Consider the following 20,360-nt stretch of genomic DNA (forward strand, 5'->3'; position numbering starts at 1 on the left):
GCGGTCGGCTGGGGCGTGCCGTTCACACGGGGTGTGCGGGCCCGTCCGAAAACCCGGAGCGAAAGTCGTTTCGAGGAAGAACGCACCCCTTTTTCTTTCTGACTTTTTGTCAACGCGCAGATCTTCCTCATGCACCTTGTTGCACATGTGCCGCTTGTGCGAGAGTGAGCCATCCGCGGGGGGTAATGACCGGGGATCGCACACGTGTTGAGCAACCGGGTCCGATTCACCGGCGGTGAATTCGCACCCCCGCGCTCACGCCAAAGAGGTATGAACCAATCGGGCTTCCTTTTCGGCGTACCGCAACTCCTGTGTCACCTGCGCGTGGGAAGGAACCATCTCAGTGCCCACCCCCCACCCCCCTCGACCTCCGTATGCGCCGCCCGGCGGGGATCACGGTGAGTCCGACGAGTCCCTCGCCGCCCGGCTGCGGGGCCGTCCGGAGGGCGAGGCCGCCGATTCCGTCGCGCTGCTGACGGCTCGGCACTGGCAGTCGATGTACGACTACGCCACCGTCTGCCTCGCCTCCTCGGGGCGGCTCGCGGCCATGGTCGCCGCGGCCGCCCTGCACCGGGTCCTGAACCGGGTCACCGCCGGGGAACCGGCCGCCGCACTGCGCCCGGAACTCCTGGTGGCGGTACGGGACACGGTCCGCGCGTGGGCGGAAGACGATCGAATAACAAATGCGCTGCCGGGCTTGCAGAAACCCGCGGGCGGGCGCGGGATGCGCGCCGCCACCACGATGACTCCGGAAAATCGCCAGCTCGCCCAGCGGGCATTCCGGTCGCTGCCCGGACCTGCGCGCTGTTTGCTCTGGCATGTCGAGGTGGAGGCGGAACCCATATCCGTGCCCGCCGGACTCCTCGGCATGGACGTTGACATCGCCTCGGGCACTCTCGAACAGGCCCGGGACAGATTCCGTCAGGCATGTGTCCATGCCCATCAGGAACTGGCACCGAGCCCGGACTGCCGGTTCTACAACCGCCTGCTCGACGTCCCGATCCGGCGCGGCGGGGCCCTGCTGCCGGACGTGCGCGAGCACCTGGCGGAGTGCCGGCACTGCCGTGACGCGGCGGACCAGCTCGGCCACTTCGAGAGCGGCCTCGGCACTCTCATCGCCGAGGCGGTGCTCGGGTGGGGCGCCCGCCGCTATCTCGACTCCCGCCCCGGCCGCACCTCCTCCGGTCACGGCGGGCGGGCGGCGCGCCGCGGCCGCCGCCGCGGCGGTCACGGAGGGAGGGGACGCCACGGACTGCTGTCCCGCATTCCCGTCCCCTCCCGGCTGCACAGCCTGAGCCTGCCGGACCCGGTGCGCTCCACCCGGACGCTGCTCACCGGCCTCGGCGCGGTGTCGGCCGGTGTGCTGGTCAGCGTGCTCATCGCCGGGCCGTCCTCGCCCGGCGGCGAGGGCGCCGACCCCACCGGAGCCAGCAGCAGCACCGGTGGCGGGGGTGTCGTGCCGTCGGTGTCCCCGCCCGGCGTCGCCGGGCTGCCCACGGCAGCGGGGCAGGTCCGGCTGCGCAACGTCGGCTCCGGGCTGTGCCTCGACACCCGGGGCGAGCCCCGGGACGGGTCCGGCCTCCGGCTCGCGGACTGCTCCTCGGGGTGGAGCCAGCAGTGGACGTTCGAGGACGACGGGCTGCTGCGCAGCGTCGCCGATCCGGGGCTGTGCCTGGACTCGCACAAGGACGCCGGGGTCGTGGTGCTGGGCACCTGTGCCGAGGAGGGCGACGGACGGGGCGACGACGTGCGCTACGACCTGACCCCGCTCGGCGAACTGCTGCCCCGCTGGGACCCGCAGATGGCGCTCACCCCGGCCGGCCTCGACGCGAACGCCGACATCGTCGTCAAGGTCCGGGACCGGACGACCGGTCAGCGCTGGGTGACCGACCCGGTCGGCGAGTCCGCCACCGGTTCCCTGTCGGACAGCGGCCCCACCACACGGGCGGCCCGGCACGCCTCGCTGACCGAGCCCCTGCCGTAGCCGGACCGCCCCGGCGGGGACGGGCCGGCGTGCGCTCCGGCCGGGGCGGGGCTGAGGCCCCCCGGGCCGGGCGGGCGAGGACCTGCTCCCGGCCGGTGCGGGCCATGGCCCGCACCGGCCGGAACCCGACGGCCGACCGCCGGACCGGAAGCACGTCTAGACGACGAGATCCGCGGCTGTGACGGTGCCGCAGCCGGCATGGCCGGACAGGGCGAGGGTGAGGTCCAGTTCGGCCAGCAGGCAGCGGATCACATGCTCGACGCCGGCCTGCCCCTCGAGCCCGAGCCCGTAGACGTACGGCCGCCCGAGCAGCACCGCCCGCGCACCGAGCGCCAGCGCCTTGAACACGTCGTCACCGGTGCGCACCCCGCTGTCGAACAGCACGGTGAGCCGGTCGCCCACCGCCTCGACGACCTCCGGCAGTGCGTCCGCCGCGCCGATCGCCCCGGCCACCTGACGGCCGCCGTGGTTGGACACCACGACCCCGTCCATCCCTGCGTCGGCGGCGAGCCGGGCGTCGTCGGGGTGCAGCACGCCCTTGAGGACGATCGGCCCGTCCCAGTGCTCCCGCAGGAAGGCCAGGTCCGGCCAGGTCTTGGCCGGGTCGGAGAACAGGCCGACGAAGTGCAGCACCGCCGCGTCGAGATCCTCGTGCACGGGCTTGGCCAGTCCCGCCTGGAAGGCGGGATCGGAGAAGTAGTTGGCGGTGCCCACGCCACGCAGGAACGGCAGATACGCCTGGTCGAGGTCGCGGGGGCGCCAGGACAGCAGGGGAGTGTCCAGGGTGACCACCAGCACGGAGTACCCGGCGGCCCTCGCCCGGCCGAGGAAGCTGCGGGCCACCTCCGGATCCTTCGGCCAGTAGAGCTGGAACCAGCGTTCCGCGTCGCCCATCGCCTCCGCGACCTGCTCCATCGGCGTGCTGGAGGCGGACGACAGGATGAACGGCACGCCCTGGGCGGCGGCCGCGCGAGCCGCCGCGGTCTCGCCCTCCGGGTGCATGATCGACAGCACCCCGACCGGCGCCAGCGCCAGCGGCGCCGGCAGCGAGCGGCCCAGGACCTCGACCGACAGATCGCGCTCGTGCACGTCCCGCAGCATGCGCGGCACGATCCGCCGTCGCTCCAGGGCGGCCCGGTTGGCCCGTGCGGTACTGCCGTCGCCGGCGCTGCCCGCGACGTAGCCGACCGGGCCCGGCCCGAGGCGCTGCTCCGTCAGCTCCTCCAGCCGGGTCAGATCCGTGGGCAGCCGGGGCACGGCCCCGGACATGCCGTTCAGATAGATCTCGTACTGGAAGTCCGCCCAGTGCTTGCCCATGCGAGCCGCCCCGCCTTTCCACGTCACGTCACACCGTCCGGCCTGCGGGCCGACCATACCGGCCGGTACGCGGAAACGTACCTGCTCGGACGGCAGCGGAACGCGGTGCGGGGTGCCCCCGCCGCGGGCGCGCATCCCGTCATGCCCGGACCTCGACCGCCGTCACCGGCGACGGGGGCCGCTCACCGCCGGCGGCGGGGCCGTTCCCGGGGCATCAGGAACCGGTCCCCGATCGCCGAGAGAGCGACCGATCATGAACGTCGGGGGTCGCGAACCGCTCTGCGAAGGACAGAAACGGAATGTTTCAGGCCTATTAACGAGCAGCTGAGTTTCGGCCATATGGCAATTTCCCGCACACCGTAGCCGTGTGATTACGCGGTCGACGCGCGTCCCTCCCGTGACTTCCCGCCACTGATTCAACACGCAAGGTTACTGAAATCCGCACGGTCGAGATGAGTTTCCGCGCCGGACTCGGCAGACTCCGGCACGCCGGTTCGGCACCGACCGAGCTCGAGCCGGCGCTTCACACGAGCGGAAGGATGCACACAATGCGGAACACCGCGCGCTGGGCCACCACCCTCGGCCTCACGGCCGCCGCCGTCCTCGCACCCCTGGCGGGTGCCGCGTCGGCAGCCCCGGGATCCGGCCCGTCCGCGCTCTACGCCCCCTCGGCCCTGGTGCTGACCGTGGGTCACGGCGAGAACGCGATGAGCGCCACACCGGAACGCGCGGTCACCTTGACCTGTGCCCCCCAGCCCTCGGGCACCCATCCCGCCGCCGCCTCGGCCTGTGACGAGCTGCGCGGCGTGGGCGGCGACCTCAACGCCCTGAAGATGCGTCCGGGCGTCTTCTGCACCAAGCAGTACGACCCGGTCGTCGTCACCGTCGACGGCGTCTGGGAGGGCAAGCGCGTCTCCTACGAGCGCACCTTCGGCAACGCCTGCGTGATGAACGCGCACGGTTCTGCCGTCTTCGCCTTCTGAGACCGGGATCGCACGGTTCCCGTGACCGCGCGGCGGTTCGCAGATTGGGGAGTGCGAGCCCCCTCGCGGAACGTGCGATCTCGCGCAAGGAGGCCGGCGGACGGAGTGGGGCCGCCCGCCGGCCTTCGGCTCTTGCGCACGGGCCCGAGTGCACACACCAGTGCACTCGGGCCCCTTTGCGCGTCCGAGGCGGCTCTCCGCGCCCGTGCCGAGGGCTCTAGGCCCGGTCCCGGTGGCTGGTGTCGCACCACGGATAGCGCCGGCTGCGGCGGCAGGTGCACAGGGCGACCCGGAAGCGGTCCGAGCGCAGGACCGTCCCGTCCTCCAGCTCCACCTCCACCGGACCCTCCACCAGCAGCGGGCCCTTGCGCTGGACGGTGACCCGACGCGGGGTGTCAGACGGGGAGTTCGGCACGGATCACCACCAGTTCCTCGGTGTCCTCACAGGCGGGCAGCAGCCCGCGCTCGCGCAGCCAGTGCGCCCTGGACCGCAGCACCGGGCCGAACGCGATGCGCCGGCGCCGGGTCACCGCGGCCTTCAGACCGGCCGTGTGCAGCAGCCCCAGGGTCACCTCGGGCCCGCTGAGCGCCGACTGCACGAGCAGCAGCACACCACCGGGCCGCAGCCGCCCGGGCGCCTGTATGCAGAGCCGGTCCAGGATCAGGCGGCCGTCGCCGCCCGCGTCCCAGGCCCGGGCCGCACCGCGCGGCAGCCCGTAGTCCGCCGACGCGGGCACATACGGGGGATTGGCCAGGATCAGGTCGAAGGTCCGGTCGGCCACCGGGGTGAACAGATTGCCGCGGCAGACGCGGACCGGGACCCGGGCCCGCCGCGAATTGAGGCGGGTCGCCCACACCGCTCGCCGGGAGACGTCGACCGCCGTGACCCGCAGCCCGCGGCGGGCCGCCGCCAGGGCGAGGGCGCCCGAACCGGTACCGACGTCGAGCGCCTCCGAGCCCGCCGGGACGGGCTCGTCCGCCAGTGCGTCGGTCAGCAGCTCCGTGTCTTCCTGCGGGGCGTACACACCAGGGGGTGCCAAGAGATTCACGCACCACCGGGTACCCCGTGATTCACGGGACATGAGCGAGCTCCGGTGACAACGGGGTGCGCAGTGACGACCGGCCCTCCCGCCAGTGGGCCAGCAGGGCCTCGCCGAGCCGGTCCTCGAGGAACTCGGTGGCGTCCACGCCGAAGGCGATGTCCGCCTCCAGATGCGGCTCGTCCTCCAGCAGTCCGCCGATGACGTCGTGCCGTACGACCTGCTCGTGCACCGCGTCCGCCTCGACGTGCTCGTCGTAGAAGTGCTCGGCGGCCGGTCCCGCGCCGGTGCGGCGCATCGCCTCCGCGAGCCTGCGGGAGCCCGGGGAGGAGGTGATCTCGACGGTCGCGAAGTGCCCCACCAGGGCCCCGCGCAGCGCGCGGTGCAGGCCGAACAGGGACATCAGGTTCACCGTCGCCAGCAGCTCCGCACACGCCGCGTCCAGATACCGGCCGTAGGTGGTGTCCAGGCCCAGGTCCGTCATCAGGTCCGCGAACAGCCGGGCGTGCAGGCGCTCGGCACGGCCGCCGCCGTACTCGTCGAACTCCACCGCCGCCATCGCCGCCTTCGCCCGCCCCCGCAACCGGGGCAGCACCCAGGCGTGCGGGTCGGCCTCCTTGAGGTGGTACAGCGAACGCTGCGCGGCGTACTCACGGATCTGCCACAGCTCGCCCTTGTCCCGCAGGAAGTGACTGACGCCCGCGCCGTCCACCGGCTCCACCAGCAGCCCGGCCAGGGCCTCCTCGGCCCCCTGGTGCACGGTGGCGTCGGCGCGCAGCGCGGCGAGGAAACGGTCCTCCAGGGCGGCCCGGGTGCGCAGCAGCTCCGGATCCCACTCCAGTTCCGGCGGCACGCCCGCGAACCCGCGGTAGTGCAGCTCGTAGCAGACATACAGCGCGAGCTGCAGATCGTCGCCGTAGACGGGGGAGCCGGCGATGCCGCCGGGCGGGGGGAGGGGACCGGTGCCGCGCAGATGGCCGAGCACGGCCGCACTGAGCGGGCCGCGTGCCTCGGGCAGCTGAGGTTCATGGCTGTGCATGCGCCCCGAGTACCCCGGACGCGCCCCGTCATCCGGTCGGGCGCGGCACGGGCCGCCCGGCGGGCCACCGGCCGGCCGCCGCGGCAGGGCGCCCGTGCCGTCCCCCGGGTCGTCCGCCGCCTGCTCCTGCGCGTCCTCGCCCGGCTTCCGGGCGTCACCGGCCCCTCCGCGCCGGCGCTCCCCTCGGAGCCATGGACGCGCCGTCCTGCCTGCTCCGCCTCGCGCAGGACCTCCTCGGCCGCCGGTCCCGGACCGTTCCCGGCCGTCGTTCCCGGCCAGGCGTCTCTCACGAGCGGCGGGCCGTCAGGCCATCTGGCGCCGCACCAGCTCGTGCAGCCGGCCGCCGGTGTCGGCGAGGAGCTGGGCGGGCGGGCCCTGCTGGACGACCTTGCCGTCCTCCATGACGATCACTCGGTCCGCGTCCAGCACCGTCGACAGCCGGTGGGCGATCACGATGCGGGTCGCCCGGAGCGCCTTGGTGCTCTCGATCACGGTGCGCTGGGTCTCGTTGTCCAGGGCGCTGGTCGCCTCGTCGAAGAAGATGATCCGCGGCCGGCGGATCAGCGCCTGGGCGATCATCAGCCGCTGCCGCTGGCCGCCGGAGACCGCGCCGCTGCCGGAGACGATGGTGTGCAGCCCCATCGGCATCCGCTTGATGTCCTCGGCCAGCCCCGCCATCTCGGCGGCGGCCATGACCTCCTCCGGCGTGTAGGGCTCGGTGCCGCAGATGACGTCCATGATCGAGCCGCTGAACGGCTGGGCGTGCTGGAGCACCACCCCGCACTGCCGGCGCACCGCCGACTGGTCGAGGGCGGCCAGGTCCTGGCCGTCGTAGAGCACGCTGCCGGACAGCGGCCGGTCGAAGCCGATCAGCAGCCTGAGCAGCGTGGACTTGCCGCAGCCGCTGGGGCCGACGATCGCCACGAACTCACCGGGCCGCACCTCGAAGGACACGTCGTCCAGGACCAGCGGCCCGTCGTCGGAGTAGCGGAACGACAGCCGCCGCGCCTCGATCGCCCCGGTCAGCGGCCCCGGCCGGGTGCTGCTCGCCCGGACCTCCGGCGTCGCCTCGAGCACCGGCTTGATCTGCTCGAACAGCGGCAGCGCGGCCACCGCCGAGACGAACGCACCGGTCAGCTGGGTCACCGAGGTCAGCACCATCGTCACCGAGGTGTTGAAGGTGAGGAACTCCGCCGCCGTCATCGAACCCCGGGCGGGCCCGGCCAGCAGCATGAACATCGCCAGCGTGCACAGCGGCAGGTACACCGCGCTGAGCACCGCGTTCAGGTTCTTGATCCGGCCCGCCTTCTGCTGCAGCTCACGGCTGCGGGCGAACTCCGACGCCCAGGCGGCGTACGCGTAGTTCTCCGCCGCCGCCACCCGCAGCTTGGGCAGCCCGCGCAGGGTCTGGAAGGCCTGGTTGTTCAGCTTGTTGGTGAGCACCACCAGCCGCCGCTGCCAGCGCACCTGCCACAGGCCGAGCCCCAGGAACACCCCGGCGACCACGGTCAGCATGCCGAGCGCGGCCAGCGCCATCGGCACGCTGAACCACAGCAGCAGCGCCAGGTTCACCGCCCCCACGGTCACCGACTGGGTCACCGTCGGGCCCACCCCGGCGAGCATCCGGCGGATCGCGCTGATGCCCATGGCCGCGCTGGCCAGTTCGCCGGTGGACCGCTCGGTGAAGAAGCGGGTGGGCAGCCGCAGCAGCCGGTCCCAGACGGCCGGCTGCAGCGTGGCCTCCACCCGGCCCTCCAGCCGCGGCAGGGTGAGGTTCTGCAGCAGCATGAACGCCGCCGCCACCACGCTGCTGAGGATCACCGCGAGGCACACCTGCACGATCAGCCCGGTCTGCGCCTTCGGCACGTACTCGCCGAGCACCTTGCCGGTGGCGACCGGCACCAGCGCGCCGAGGGCCACCGTGACCAGACCGCCCAGTACCAGCCGCGCCAGGTCGGCGCGGGTGCCCGTCATGCAGAACCGCACGAGGCCGAGCGGGCTCAGCCCGCGCTCCGGCAGCGGCCGGTAGAACATCACCGCACGCGGTTCGAACTCCTCCGCGTTGGCCTTCTCGATCGGCGTCTCCCGGCCGGTCGACGGATGCACCGCCACATAGCCGCCGCGCCGCCACAGCAGCGCCACCGGGGCACCCGACAGGGCCCGGTGTCCCACCAGCGGGCCCACGTTCTCCCGCCACCAGCGGCCGGTCAGCCGCACGGCACGGGTCCGCAGGCGGGAGGCCACCGCGATCCGCTCCACCGGGTCCTGGCGGCTGTCCCCGGCGGCCGCCTGCGCGGCGTCCGCGAGGGTGATGCCCGCCGCCCGGGCCACCAGCCTGCACGCCGCGTACGTGGCGTCCGCGTCGGCCGCCGTGGTGCGCTGCGCCGACCGCTTGCCGATCGCCGCGAGCAGCGTCCGGTCGGCCTGGGCGCGCACGGCCTCGCCGGCCCTGATGCCCTCCGCGGTGCGCGCCTCATGGGTGTGCTCCAGCTGTTCGATCCACCGGTCCAGGGTGGTCATCAGGCGGTACTGCTGGTCCACCAGGGACTGCCACAGCGCCGGGTCCATCAGCAGGTCGGCCGCGGCCTCGGCCCCGTACAGCGAGCCGTACTGCACGCTGCCCGGCGGCACCTGCATCCAGAAGACCTCGTCGTCGGCGGGCGCCGACCCCCGCTCGCTCGCCATCGGCGCCTGGAACAGCACCGCGAGACTGCGGCCGACGCCCAGCGCCAGGGCGTACTCCAGCGGGCTCGTCGTCGGCGGCACGTACTGCGGGTTGCCGTACTCGTCGTAGGACCAGGTGGCGGTGTTCGCCGGCTGGTACAGCTCGCGCAGATCGATGCGGTGCACCACGCAGTCCCGCAGCGGGCGGGCCACCAGCGTGTGCCGGGGACCGGCCGACGGGCCCAGCAGCAGCGACCCCGCCTCCAGCCGGCCCAGGTGGTGCCAGTGGCCCTGCTGCTCGGCGTCCACCGCGAACAGGTCCACCGCCCCGGAGACGACCAGCCACAGCACCTGCGGCCCCTCCAAGTCGAGGCGGCCCGATCCGGCGCAGTCGATGCGCGTGCCCAGCTGCCCGAGCGCATCGAGGACGAGGTCCCCCTGGTGTGCCGAGGTCATCTCATCGCTCCCTGACCAGCGCCGCGTACGCGCCGCCGCGCGCCACCAGCTCCGCGTGCCGTCCGCGCTCCACGACCGTGCCGTGGTCCAGGACGACGATCTCGTCGCTGTCGCGGACCGTGCTCAGCCGGTGCGCGATCACCACGCAGGCGCAGCCGCGGCGGCGCAGGTTGTCCATCACCACCTGCTCGGTCTCGGCGTCCAGCGCACTGGTCACCTCGTCGAGGACCAGGATGCTGGGCCGCCGCACCAGGGCGCGGGCGATCTCCAGGCGCTGGCGCTGCCCGCCGGAGAAGTTGCGTCCGTCCTGCTCGACCGGGCTGTGGATGCCGCCGGGACGCCGCATGATCACGTCGTACAGCGCGGCGTCCTTCAGCGCCTCGGCCACCGCCTCGTCCGGGATCGACGGGTCCCACAGCGCCACGTTGTCGCGGACCGTCCCCTCGAACAGGAACACGTCCTGGTCGACGAAGGACACCGACGCGGCGAGCGCGCCGCGCGGGATGTCCTCGATGCGCCGTCCGTCGATCCGGATGACGCCCTCCCACGGCGTGTACAGGCCCGAGATCAGCCGGGACACGGTGGACTTGCCGCTGCCGGAGCCGCCGACCAGCGCCACCTGCCGGCCAGGACCCACGGTCAGGTCGAAGCCGGAGAGGAGAGGCTTGTCCAGCGGGTTGTAGCCGAAGGTGATGTTCTGCAGCTCGACGTGCCCGTGCAGCCGGCGGGTGGACTCCCCGGCGCCGGGACGGCCGTAGAGCGGGTCGGCGCGGAAGTTCTCCACGTCCTTCAGCCGGGCCACGTCGGCCGCGAAGTCCTGGATGCGGCCCACCACACCGTTCAGCCGGGTCAGCGGGGCGGTGAACCGGGTCACCAGCGCCTGGAAGGCGACCAGCAGACCCACGGAGATGTGCCCCTCGACCGCCCGCAGGCCGCCGATCCACAGGATCAGCGCGCTGTTGAGCGTGGCCAGCGTCGGGGCCACCACACCGAGCCAGGCGCTCGGCACCCCGAGCCGCTGCTGCTCCTCCAGCGTGGTCGCGTGCTGCCCCGCCCACTTGCGGAAGTAGCCGTCCTCGCCGCCGGTCGCCTTCATCGTCTCGATCAGCTGCAGACCGGTGTACGCGGTGTTGGTCAGCCGTGCGGTGTCGGCGCGCAGCTTCGCGGTGCGGGTCGCCCGCAGCCGCACCACCACGCGCATCGCCACCAGGTTCAGCAGCGCCACGCCCACGCCGACGAACGTCAGCTGCGGATCGTAGGTGTAGAGCAGCACCGCGTAGAGCACGACCACCACCGCGTCCACCCCGGCCGCCGACAGATCACGGGCCAGGGTCTCGGCCACCGCGTCGTTGGACTGCAGCCGCTGCACCAGGTCGGCGGGGCTGCGCTGGGAGAAGAACGTCACCGGCAGCCGCAGCAGATGCCGCAGGAAGCGGGCGCTGGACAGGGTGGAGGAGATGATCCGCCCGTGCAGCAGATTGGCCTGCTGCAGCCAGGTCAGGACCAGCGTGAGCAGCACGCAGGCGCCCATCGACAGGAACAGCACGTCCAGGGTCGACGTCTGCCGGCCGATCAGGAAGTCGTCGATGAAGGTGCGGCTGAGTCCGGGCACCGCCGCGCCCACCGCCACCAGCAGCAGGCTGGTGAGCACCACCGCCGGCATGGTGCCCGCGGTGCCGCGCAGCCGGGCCGGCATGGCGCCGAGCACGCCCGGCTTGCGGCCGCCCTTCTTGAAGTCCTTGCCGGGCTCCATCACCAGCACGACGCCGGTGAAGCTGCCGTCGAAGTCCTCCAGGGGGACGAAGCGGCGCCCCTTGCCGGGGTCGTTGATGTAGACGCCGCGCCGGCCGAACCGGCGGCCCATGCCGTCGTAGACGACGTAGTGGTTGAACTCCCAGAACAGGATGGCCGGTCCCTGCACCTCGGCGAGGGCGGCCGTGTCCATCTGCATGCCCTTGGCGGTCAGGCCGTAGCTGCGGGCCGCCTTGAGCAGATTGCTGGCGCGCGAGCCGTCGCGGGAGACACCGCAGGCGATGCGCAGCTCCTCCAGCGGGACGTGGCGTCCGTAGTGGCCGAGCACCATGGCGAGCGAGGCGGCGCCGCACTCGACGGCCTCCATCTGCAGCACGGTGGGCGTGCGGACGGTGCGTGCCCGGGACCTGGGCACGGCGCGTCGGGGCGGTGCGGCGCGGCCTCTGCCGCGGGTGCCGCGGGTCTGCTCTGCGGTGCTCACGGCAGCAGCCAGTCGACGGGACGCCGGTCGGCCAGCCGGATGGAGGCGGTGGCCAGGGTCATCGAGGTGAGCTTGAACGGCGGGCCGTCCGCGGACGACCACTCGTAGCCGCTCTTCGTACGGGACGACTTCTCCAGCTCGACGGTGACGGCCACGGGCCTGCCCTTCCTGGTGAACTCCTCGCCCAGCTGGCTGTCGCCGAGGAACGCGGCGATCTGCTGCGGTGACTGCGCCGAGCGGTCCACGGACTTCACCTCGCCGTGCAGCACGCCGTACTCCTGGCTGGGCACCGACTGCACGGTGAGGTCGACGGCGGCGTGCGCGGGGATGCCGGCGGCGCTCTCGGCGGGGACGTACACGGTGGCGTAGAGGGGGTCCTTGGCGCGGGCGACCTTCTCCACGGCGGCGACATTGGCGCCGGTGCGGATGATCTGCCCGACGCTGGCGGCGAGCGCGGTGATCCGGCCCGCGTCCAGGGTGCGCACCACGCTCTCGCCCTGCGGGGTACGCACCTTGAGCACCGGTGAGTCCGCGGGCAGGCGTTCGCCCTGCCGCGCGAGGACCGCGGTCACCTGGCCGTCGACGGGGCTCTGCAGCAGATAGCTGCCCTGCCCGTGCGTGAGGACGGCGGGCGCGCTGACGGTGGAGGACACCGATCCGGTGAGCGCCCACACCGAGGCGGCGGCCATCGCGATCAGGGTCACGGACAGCACCAGCCACCCCTGCGGGCGGGCCAGCCGCACCGGGAGGTCCAGCTCCTCCGGTGACTGGAGCTTGGCGAGGGCCTGTTGGCGGAACTGCACGGGTCTTCCCTCACCTGCGGGACTGGGGCGACGTGACGAGGACGGGTGACGGCACCGCTGAGTCCCGGAGCGGCCGGTGGGCTGCTCCGGGACTCAGCCGGCACAAGGGCGCGATCAGAGACCGGCGACCAGGTTGGTGACCGGGGCGGTGTTCAGGCCGGTGACACCCTCGACGGTGCCGACGACCGTGTCCACCGCGGCGGAGACCGGGGCGATGCTGTCCACGGCGCTCGTGAGGGTGTTCACGGCGTTGACGGACAGGCCGCCGGAAACGGCGTCGAGCTCGGCGTCGGAGATCTCGGCGGTCTCGAACGGGGTGGAGTTCATGGTGGAACTTCCCTTCGTATGGATATCTCACAAGGGGGAGCGGCCCCCTCTGGGGACAGTGAAGGCCGCCACCGCGCGGGCGCTCGAGCGCCCGTCGCCGGGAGCCCGGAACGGCCTTGCGGTGCGATGGATCAAAGCACGCTCCGGGTCGGCGCTTCCAATCAACCAAGCCCCTCACCTGGGAATTTGCGACGCTGAGGAGCCCAAGCGTGCAGATCGGTGCACGGCTCGGTGGCGACTTCTTCACACCCCCCGCCACTTCGCCGCATCCCGTCACTTGCGTCCCGTCGGGCAGAACCCGACACACCGGCCCCAAATGCGTGAGTGGGGCCGCCGCCATGTGAACGGTTCCGCGCAGGAGTGACTGCCTTGGACGGTCCGTGTGCAGATTCCCTGAAGCCAGGATTCCGCTCTCTGATCGCCACTGATCGCGGTCGACCGCTCACTGACCGTGCCGCTCGTGGCCGGAGCGCGCGGGCCGTACCCGGCCGGCCGTGACCGGTTCCGTGCCCGAAGACCGGAGATTCGCACGGGGATTTGAACACCCCTCACGGCTCATGCGTACCAACTGCCGTCCAGGCGCCGCGAAAGTCCGCCGCACGGCGGCACGACTCCCGTCCCCCCAGGAGGTCGAGAAGTTTGAGTCACAAGCGAATCCCCAAGCGCAAGGCCGCGATAGCGGCGGGCAGCGTGGTGGCGCTCGGCGCCGCCGCCATCCTGCTGCCGAACGCCAACGCGTCCCAGGACGGCTCGTCGAACGACGCGGCGCCCAGGACCCTGAAGGCGGGCGACGCCTCGGACCTCGCCTCGCGGCTCTCCGAGATGCTCGGGGACGCCTTCGCCGGTTCGTACTACGACAGCGGCAAGAAGCAGCTCGTCGTCAATGTCGTCGCGGGCGACGACAACGACGTGGTGGTGCAGGCCGAACGCGCGGGCGCGGTCGTCCGCGAGGTCGACAACAGCATGCAGGAGCTGGAGGCCGGGGCGAAGACCCTCAAGGCCAGGGCCACCATCCCCGGCACCTCCTGGGCCGTCGACCCGCGCACCAACAAGATCCTGGTCACCGCGGACCGCACGGTCACCGGCGAGAAGTGGGACCGGCTGGAGTCCACCGTCAAGAGCCTCGGCTCCGGCATGGCGACCATCAAGAAGTCCTCCGGCACCTTCAAGCCGTTCGTCTCCGGCGGTGATGCCATCTTCGCGGGCGGCGCGCGCTGCTCCCTCGGCTTCAACGTCACCGCGAGCGACGGCTCCCCCGCGTTCCTGACGGCCGGTCACTGCACCCTCGGCGGAAACGAGTGGTCGGACCAGCAGGGCGGCCGGCCGATCGCCACCGTCGACCAGTCGGTCTTCCCCGGCGAGGGCGACTTCGCGCTCGTCAAGTACAACGACCCGGCGACCCAGGCGCCCAGCGAGGTCAACGTCGGCGGCCAGACCGTGGCCATCAGCCAGGCCGCCGAGGCCACCGTCGGCCAGCAGGTGTTCCGGATGGGCAGCACGACGGGGCTCTCCGACGGCCAGGTGCTCGGTCTGAACGCCACGGTGAACTACCCCGAGGGCACGGTCACCGGCCTCATCCAGACCAACGTCTGCGCCGAGCCCGGCGACAGCGGGGGCTCGCTGTTCACCCAGGACGGCCTCGCCATCGGCCTCACCTCGGGCGGCAGCGGCGACTGCACCCGGGGCGGCGAGACCTTCTTCCAGCCGGTCACCACGGCGCTCGCCGCGACCGGCGCGACCCTCGGCGAGGGCGGCCAGGCCGGCGCCGGTGAGCAGGGCGCAGGCCAGGAGGCGGGCAACGGCCAGGGTGCCGAGAACGGCCAGGGTGCAGGAAACGGCCAGGGTGCAGGAAACGGCCAGGGCGCGGGCAACGGTCAGGGTGCCCAGGGTGCCGAGAACGGCCAGGGCGCAGGAAACGGCCGGCAGCGGACGGAGAACCACTCCGGCCTGACCGGCACCGGCGACTGACCCGCCACCGGCCGCTCCCGTGCCGCCCGCCCGGCCGGGAGCCTGGAACCGGCCCGGTCCACCGCACCCCCACAGCGGCGGACCGGGCCGGCTCCGTGCCGCCAACGGCCGATGCCGTCCCGTCGGCCGCGCCCCCGGCCGGGGCCCGTGTCAGTCCTCCGGCAGCGCCCGCAGCAGCAGCAGCGCGATGTCGTCCAGGCGTTCCTGCGTGTCGGCCGCGTGCCGGACCAGCGCGTCCGCCAGATCGTCCAGCGGCCGGTCGCCCAGCTCGGTGAGCCGGTGCCGCAGTTCGGCCAGCGCGTCCTCGAAGTCGGTGCCCGGGGACTCCACCAGACCGTCGGTGTACAGCACCAGCAGCGAACCGGGGGAGAGGACCACCTCCGTCGTCGGATAGGTGGCCGTGGCGTCGATGCCCAGCAGTGGCCCGCCGGCCAGGTCCAGCACCCGCGCCCGCCCGTCCGGCTTCCGCAGCAGCGGCGGCGGATGACCCGCACGGGACATCACGGCCCGCCGCCGCGCCGGGTCCAGCCGCAGATACAGACAGCTCGCGAACAGGTCCGAACCCAGGTCGAGCAGCAGCCGGTTGGTGCTGCGCATGACCTCCTCCGGCGCCTGCCCCACCGCCGTGTACGCCCGCACGGCCGTACGGACCTGCCCCATCAGCCCCGCGGCCGTCACGTTGTGGCCCTGCACGTCCCCGATCACCGCCGCGGCCATGCCCTGCGTCGGCACCAGGTCGTAGAAGTCGCCGCCGATGTCCATGCCCTGAGTGGCCGGCAGATAGCGCGCCGCGGCCTCGATGCCGTCCAGCGTGGGCAGCGAGTGCGGCAGCAGCGCCTCCTGCAGCCCGTGCGCCAGCCGGTGCTTGGCGTCGTACAGCAGGGCCCGCTCGAGCGCCTGCGCGATCAGACTCGCCAGGCTGGTCAGCACGGCCCGCTCCTCCGTCGCGAAGTGGTGCCGCGCCGCGTACGACAGACAGCACACCCCCACCGGCCGGCCCGAGGCGATCAGCGGCAGATAGGCGAACGCCGAGAACTCGGACGGATGCCCGCCGAGAGCCGGATACAGCCGCTCCATCTCGTCCCGCGACTCGAAGAACGCCGGCACCCCGCTGCGCAGCACCTGGCTGCCGGGCGTCGGCTCGGACAGCGGGATCCCGTCGTGCCAGTCGATCACCCGGGTGTCGCCGTAGCCGCGGTGCCCCAGCACCAGCAGCCGCCCGGCCCGGGACCCCATCATCACCAGACCCTGACTGCCCACCGCCGGGGCGATCTCGTCCGCCACCAGCTGCACCACGTCCTGCACGCCGACCGCCTCGGTCAGCGCCCCGGCCAGGCTCAGCACCTGCGTGATGCTCACCAACCGCCGGGGCGCCTCACCGGGCGGCGGCGCGGCCCGGTTCATCTCCGCCACGCCCCGGGCCCGGCTGATCCGCACGCTCAGCCCGTTGGTGCTCGGATACATCCGGAACGACAGCCACTCACCGGGCGGGCGCAGCGCCACGAACGACGTCACATGCTGGCTGAACAGCGCGGCCCGGTAGCGGTCCTCGTAGACCGGGTCGTTCAGCCAGGGCACCGACGCCCACAGATGAGTGCCGATCAGCCGGCTCACCGGCACGTCGAGCAGCTCGCTCGCGGCGGCGTTGGCGAACCCGACCCTGCCGTGCAGATCCAGTGAACACAGGCCGTACGGCAGCCGCGCCACCATCCGCGCGGCCTCCACCGAGCCCAGCGTGCCCGACATGCCGCCCACCAGCGGCGTGGCCAGCAGATCCGGCTCGGGCAGCACCGGCACGGACTCCTCGGCGGCCCGCTCCAGACGCATCGCGAGCCGGTGGGAGGCGGCGAGCAGATGATCGCGCTCCCAGTCGGCCAGCTCCGGCGGATGGCTGCCCGGCCAGGTCACGAAGATGGCCCCGTACGCCCTGGTCTCGGTCGCCACCGGCAGCGCGGCCAGCGAGAAGGGGTAGGGCAGCACCACGGCGATCCGGGGGTAGCGGCGGGCCATCTCCTCCTGGTCGCCGACCCACACCAGACGCCGTTCACGCACCGCGTCGGACACCGGGATGGGCGCACTGAGCCCCACCCGCTCCCAGGGGGCGGCGAAGGCCCGGGGCAGACCCGCCATCACCGCCATCTCCAGCACCGGCTGATCCGGCGAGAGCAGGTACACCGCCCCGGAATGGGCGTGCACCTCGTCCATCATCGAGGCCAGCGTCAGGGAGAGCAGCGGCCGGCCCACCGGAGCGCGCACACCCGCCGGCGCCTGCGGGGACGACTGCCCGTCGGACACGCCGACCACCTCCTCGCACGGCCGCGCCACCGGCTTTGGACCAATCTGCTCCCTCGGGCCCCGTCCCGCACGGCGAGCGGCCCGGAGCCCGCCCGTTCCCGGCGGCCGGCGCGCCCCGGGGCGGCGCCCGGTCGCCGTGAGACTCCGTCTACCCCGCCCCCCTGCCGCCACGCCGCGTCCGGCACGCGCCCCGGGCGGGAATGTCCCCGTCCGCGGCGGCTGCTCCGCCCGGGCCGCCCTTCCGGCGGGGCCCGGACGACCACAGGGGCTGCGCCGGTCTCTCATTAGCGCTGTAATGGCCAACGTGGTCGGAGAGGGCGCTGTGCGACGCAGCACGAGAACCGTTCGTGCGGAAGGCGCTCTGAGGACGATCACGGTCGATCAGGAGTCCCCCGAACGGCTGCGCAGGGTTCTGGAGCAGGCCCTCGTCTTCGCCGGCGCCGCCTTCGCCGCCGTCTACACCCGCACCGCCGACCGCGAGCTGCTGCAGCTGGTGGAGTCGGTGGGCGCCCCCGGATCGCTGTACGGCGTGCGGGACAGTTACCCGGCCGCCGGGCACTCCCCGGCGGCGCAGGCCCTCAGGCGCGGGCAGCCGGTGTGGCTCGGCACCGAGGAGCTGTCCGAGCGCGCCCAGTCCCGGCGCATCCCCGCCCACGACTTCTCCCTGGCCGCGCTGCCGGTGGACGACGACGAGGGCTGCCTGCTCGCCGTGAGCGAGCGCCCGGGCGGTTTCGACCCCGAGGACCGGGCCTGCCTGCACCTGATCGCCGACGCCGTCTTCATCCCGGCGGCGCCGTCGGGCCCCGACACGGCCCCCGACGGCGGCGAGCTGCCGCCCGACGCCTTCAGCCTGGCCATGGACACCGGCCGGGTGCGGGTCGGCGAGCAGATCCTGGAGCTGTTCGGGCTCGACCCCGACGAGTTCGACGGCCGGGTGGAGACCCTGCTGAGCCTGACGGTGCCGGAGGACCTGCCCGCGCTGATGTCCGTCGTCGAGGCCGACCACATGTCCATCGGCGACCGCGAGCTGGAGTTCCGGGTGCTGCAGCCCGCCGGACCGCCCAAGTGGCTCAGGCTGCGCGGCCGGCTGCTCTCCGGCGGCGAGGGCCGCCCCGCCCGTCTTGTCGGCTCCGTCGCCGACGCCTCCACCCTGCGCTCCGACGTCACCGACGTGGCCCGCGTCCAGCGCCTCGCCGCGGCCCTGGCCACCGCGGTCACCGTCCGTGACGTCGGCAAGGCCGTGGTGGCCGCGCTGCGCAGGCCGCTCAGGGCCGACCGGATCGCGCTCGCCGAGCTGGAGAGCGACCGGCTCGTCGTCACCGTCCTCGACCCCCCGGAGCCCGAGGCCTGGCCGGAGCTGTGGCGCTCGGAGTGGCGCACCGAGTGGCCCGACGCGCCGGTGCGCGCCATGCCCACCCTCGCCGCCGCCCTGCGCGAGGGACGCGCCCGCATCTGGCCCGCGGGAAGCTCTCTGGAGCCCGCCCTCGCCGAGGTGGGGCCTGGCGGACTCGCCATGCTGCCGCTGCCCGCCGGCAACCGGATGGCCGGCGCCTGCCTCATCGGATGGGACACCCCGCACGACTTCGACCCCGACGAGCGCGCCCTGCTCACCGCCGCCGCCGGCCTCGCCGGGCAGGCCCTGATGCGGGCCCGTGCCTTCGACGCCGAGCACGAACTGGTCGGCATGCTCCAGCGTCAGCTGCTGCCGCGCCGGCTGCCCCGGCTGCCCGGCGCGGTCGCCGTCGCCCGCTATCTGCCCAGCACCGCGGGCCTGGAGCTGGGCGGGGACTGGTACGACGTCATCCCGCTGCCCGACAACCACGTCGCCCTGGTCATCGGCGACGTCCAGGGGCACAGCGCCGGCGCCGCCACCCTCATGGGCCAGATGCGCACCGCGCTGCGCGCCTACGCCATCGAGGGGCACCCGCCCGACGTGGTGGTCTCCCACGCCAACCGGCTGCTCATGGACATGGAGACCGACCTCTTCGCCACCTGCTGCTACGTGGACGTCGACATGGAGGAGGGCTCCGCGTGGTGCGTGCGCGCCGGGCACCTCCCACCGGTGCTGCGTCACCCGGACGGCCGCACCGACATCGCCGAGGCCGAGGGCGGTCCGCCGCTCGGCGTGGTACGGCAGGCGGTCTTCCCGATGAGCCCGCTCAGGCTCCAGCCCGGCACCCTGGTCGCCCTCACCACGGACGGGCTGGTCGAGACCCACGAGACCGACATCGACCAGGGCATGCGCGGCCTCGCCGAGCAGCTGTCCGCCGCCGATCCGGCCCACCTCGGCCCGATCGCCGACACCCTGCTCGGCAACGCGCCCCGCAGCGACGACATCGCCCTGCTGATCATGCGCTACGACGGCATGGCACTGCGCCCCCGCAGGGAGAGCTGGACGGTGTGGCGGGTGCCGCAGGCGGTCGGGCACGCCCGCCGCTTCACCCGGCGCACCCTGCGCTCCTGGGGAGTCACCGGGAACATCGACGCCGCCCTGCTCGTCGTCTCCGAGCTGGTCACCAACGCCCTGGTGCACACCGACGGCCGGGTCCGCCTCGACATCACCCTGGTCAACGACCGGCTCCGCCTCGCCGTCGCCGACGCCTCACCGCGGACCCCGGTCAAGCCCACCAGCATCGGCTGGGAGGCCACCGGCGGCCGCGGCATCCTGCTGGTCGAGGCGCTGTCGGCGTCCTGGGGCACCGTGCCGGTGAGCGGCGGCAAACAGGTGTGGGCGGAGCTCGTCCTGCAGGACGGCACGCCCGCGAGGTGAGCGGGCGATGCGCACACCCGTGGGTTCGTGGAACACGTCGCCGGGCCGGGGCACGGTCCCGGGCCGGCCCTCGATCCGGTGGACCGCCGAGCCCTTCCCGATGCTGCCGAGGACCGGCCGGGAACCGCCCGCCCCCGGCGAGGCGTCCTCCGGAACAGAGGTACGAGCGTGAAAGAGGTGCGTGACGGCGGTCCGGTGTTTGCGCGCCCGGCCGCCGGGGACCCGGACCCGCAGAGTTCGCAGAGAGAAGATGGTGCGTCGTGACCTCGGAGACCAGTGACAAGCCCCGGCCGCGCCGGCCGGAGACCGGCTGGGCGCGGGCCCAGCGGCTGCGCGGGAAGAATCCGCTGCGGACCTGCCTGCCCGCCGTCATCGACCGGACGGACTCCGACACCTCGAACACGGGTATGGGGGAGATCATTGTCAGGGGCGAGGACTAGCAGGTGACCGGGGCCACCGCCCCGAATGAGCCGGGTATTGC

The 20,360-nt window shown here is 73.2% G+C and carries 14 protein-coding genes; 5 read left to right on the plus strand and 9 right to left on the minus strand.

Translation table 11 applies throughout. The features are described 5' to 3' along the window. The first annotated feature begins 343 nt into the window (after window positions 1-343). Complete coding sequence (locus HCJ93_RS01310) at window positions 344-1,984, plus strand: RICIN domain-containing protein (protein WP_167990252.1); 1,641 nt, start codon at window positions 344-346, stop codon at window positions 1,982-1,984. 156 nt (window positions 1,985-2,140) lie between these two features. Here HCJ93_RS01310 and HCJ93_RS01315 read toward each other — a convergent pair whose 3' ends face one another. Continuing rightward, complete coding sequence (locus HCJ93_RS01315) at window positions 2,141-3,301, minus strand: lactate 2-monooxygenase (protein ID WP_167990253.1); 1,161 nt, start codon at window positions 3,299-3,301, stop codon at window positions 2,141-2,143. 548 nt (window positions 3,302-3,849) lie between these two features. On the opposite strand from HCJ93_RS01315, the gene HCJ93_RS01320 reads away from it, so the two are divergent. Further along, window positions 3,850-4,284 carry a subtilase-type protease inhibitor gene (locus tag HCJ93_RS01320; protein ID WP_167990255.1) on the plus strand — a complete coding sequence of 145 codons (435 nt, stop codon included), beginning with the start codon at window positions 3,850-3,852 and terminating at the stop codon, window positions 4,282-4,284. A 217-nt stretch (window positions 4,285-4,501) separates the two neighbouring features. On the opposite strand, the gene HCJ93_RS01325 is transcribed toward HCJ93_RS01320, so the two are convergent. The 7 genes from HCJ93_RS01325 to HCJ93_RS01355 form a co-directional block, all read right to left on the minus strand. Beyond that, window positions 4,502-4,699: a CDGSH iron-sulfur domain-containing protein gene (locus HCJ93_RS01325; protein WP_167990256.1), complete on the minus strand. Its 198-nt coding sequence runs from the start codon at window positions 4,697-4,699 to the stop codon at window positions 4,502-4,504. Beyond that, window positions 4,680-5,366: a HemK2/MTQ2 family protein methyltransferase gene (locus tag HCJ93_RS01330; RefSeq protein WP_167990258.1), complete on the minus strand. Its 687-nt coding sequence runs from the start codon at window positions 5,364-5,366 to the stop codon at window positions 4,680-4,682. The genes HCJ93_RS01325 and HCJ93_RS01330 overlap by 20 nt, the downstream gene beginning before the upstream one ends. Next, window positions 5,356-6,363 (minus strand): iron-containing redox enzyme family protein, encoded by a 1,008-nt coding sequence (locus tag HCJ93_RS01335; RefSeq protein WP_167990259.1) that lies wholly within the window; start codon window positions 6,361-6,363, stop codon window positions 5,356-5,358. Before HCJ93_RS01335 ends, HCJ93_RS01330 begins: the two co-directional genes overlap by 11 nt. A 303-nt stretch (window positions 6,364-6,666) precedes the next feature. Further along, on the minus strand, window positions 6,667-9,483 hold the full coding sequence (locus HCJ93_RS01340) for an NHLP bacteriocin export ABC transporter permease/ATPase subunit (RefSeq protein ID WP_167990261.1): 2,817 nt from the start codon (window positions 9,481-9,483) through the stop codon (window positions 6,667-6,669). A gap of 1 nt (window position 9,484) precedes the next feature. Then, entirely contained in the window at window positions 9,485-11,716 is a 2,232-nt protein-coding gene (locus tag HCJ93_RS01345) for an NHLP family bacteriocin export ABC transporter peptidase/permease/ATPase subunit (RefSeq protein WP_167990263.1), read from the minus strand. After that, window positions 11,713-12,519, minus strand: coding sequence for an HlyD family efflux transporter periplasmic adaptor subunit (locus tag HCJ93_RS01350; protein ID WP_167990264.1), 807 nt, complete (start codon window positions 12,517-12,519; stop codon window positions 11,713-11,715). Before HCJ93_RS01350 ends, HCJ93_RS01345 begins: the two co-directional genes overlap by 4 nt. A 114-nt stretch (window positions 12,520-12,633) precedes the next feature. Beyond that, window positions 12,634-12,846, minus strand: coding sequence for a type A2 lantipeptide (locus HCJ93_RS01355; RefSeq protein WP_167990266.1), 213 nt, complete (start codon window positions 12,844-12,846; stop codon window positions 12,634-12,636). Window positions 12,847-13,485: 639 nt separating this feature from the next. Here HCJ93_RS01355 and HCJ93_RS01360 point away from each other — a divergent pair. Then, the gene (locus tag HCJ93_RS01360) at window positions 13,486-14,814 is read left to right on the plus strand and encodes a S1 family peptidase (protein ID WP_167990268.1); all 1,329 of its coding nucleotides are present in this window, start codon (window positions 13,486-13,488) and stop codon (window positions 14,812-14,814) included. 150 nt (window positions 14,815-14,964) lie between these two features. Here HCJ93_RS01360 and HCJ93_RS01365 read toward each other — a convergent pair whose 3' ends face one another. Beyond that, window positions 14,965-17,109 carry a SpoIIE family protein phosphatase gene (locus tag HCJ93_RS01365; protein WP_309141284.1) on the minus strand — a complete coding sequence of 715 codons (2,145 nt, stop codon included), beginning with the start codon at window positions 17,107-17,109 and terminating at the stop codon, window positions 14,965-14,967. A 295-nt stretch (window positions 17,110-17,404) separates the two neighbouring features. Here HCJ93_RS01365 and HCJ93_RS01370 point away from each other — a divergent pair, with 295 nt between their 5' ends. Together HCJ93_RS01370 and HCJ93_RS01375 are read left to right on the plus strand one after the other, a co-directional pair. Further along, window positions 17,405-19,879, plus strand: a complete 2,475-nt coding sequence (locus tag HCJ93_RS01370) for a SpoIIE family protein phosphatase (protein ID WP_167990272.1) — start codon at window positions 17,405-17,407, stop codon at window positions 19,877-19,879. Window positions 19,880-20,139: 260 nt separating this feature from the next. After that, the gene (locus HCJ93_RS01375) at window positions 20,140-20,319 is read left to right on the plus strand and encodes a hypothetical protein (protein WP_167990273.1); all 180 of its coding nucleotides are present in this window, start codon (window positions 20,140-20,142) and stop codon (window positions 20,317-20,319) included. Window positions 20,320-20,360 lie beyond the last annotated feature (41 nt).

It is taken from the genome of Streptomyces composti (assembly GCF_012034205.1).
In the GTDB taxonomy this organism is placed as follows: Bacteria; Actinomycetota; Actinomycetes; order Streptomycetales; family Streptomycetaceae; genus Streptomyces; species Streptomyces composti.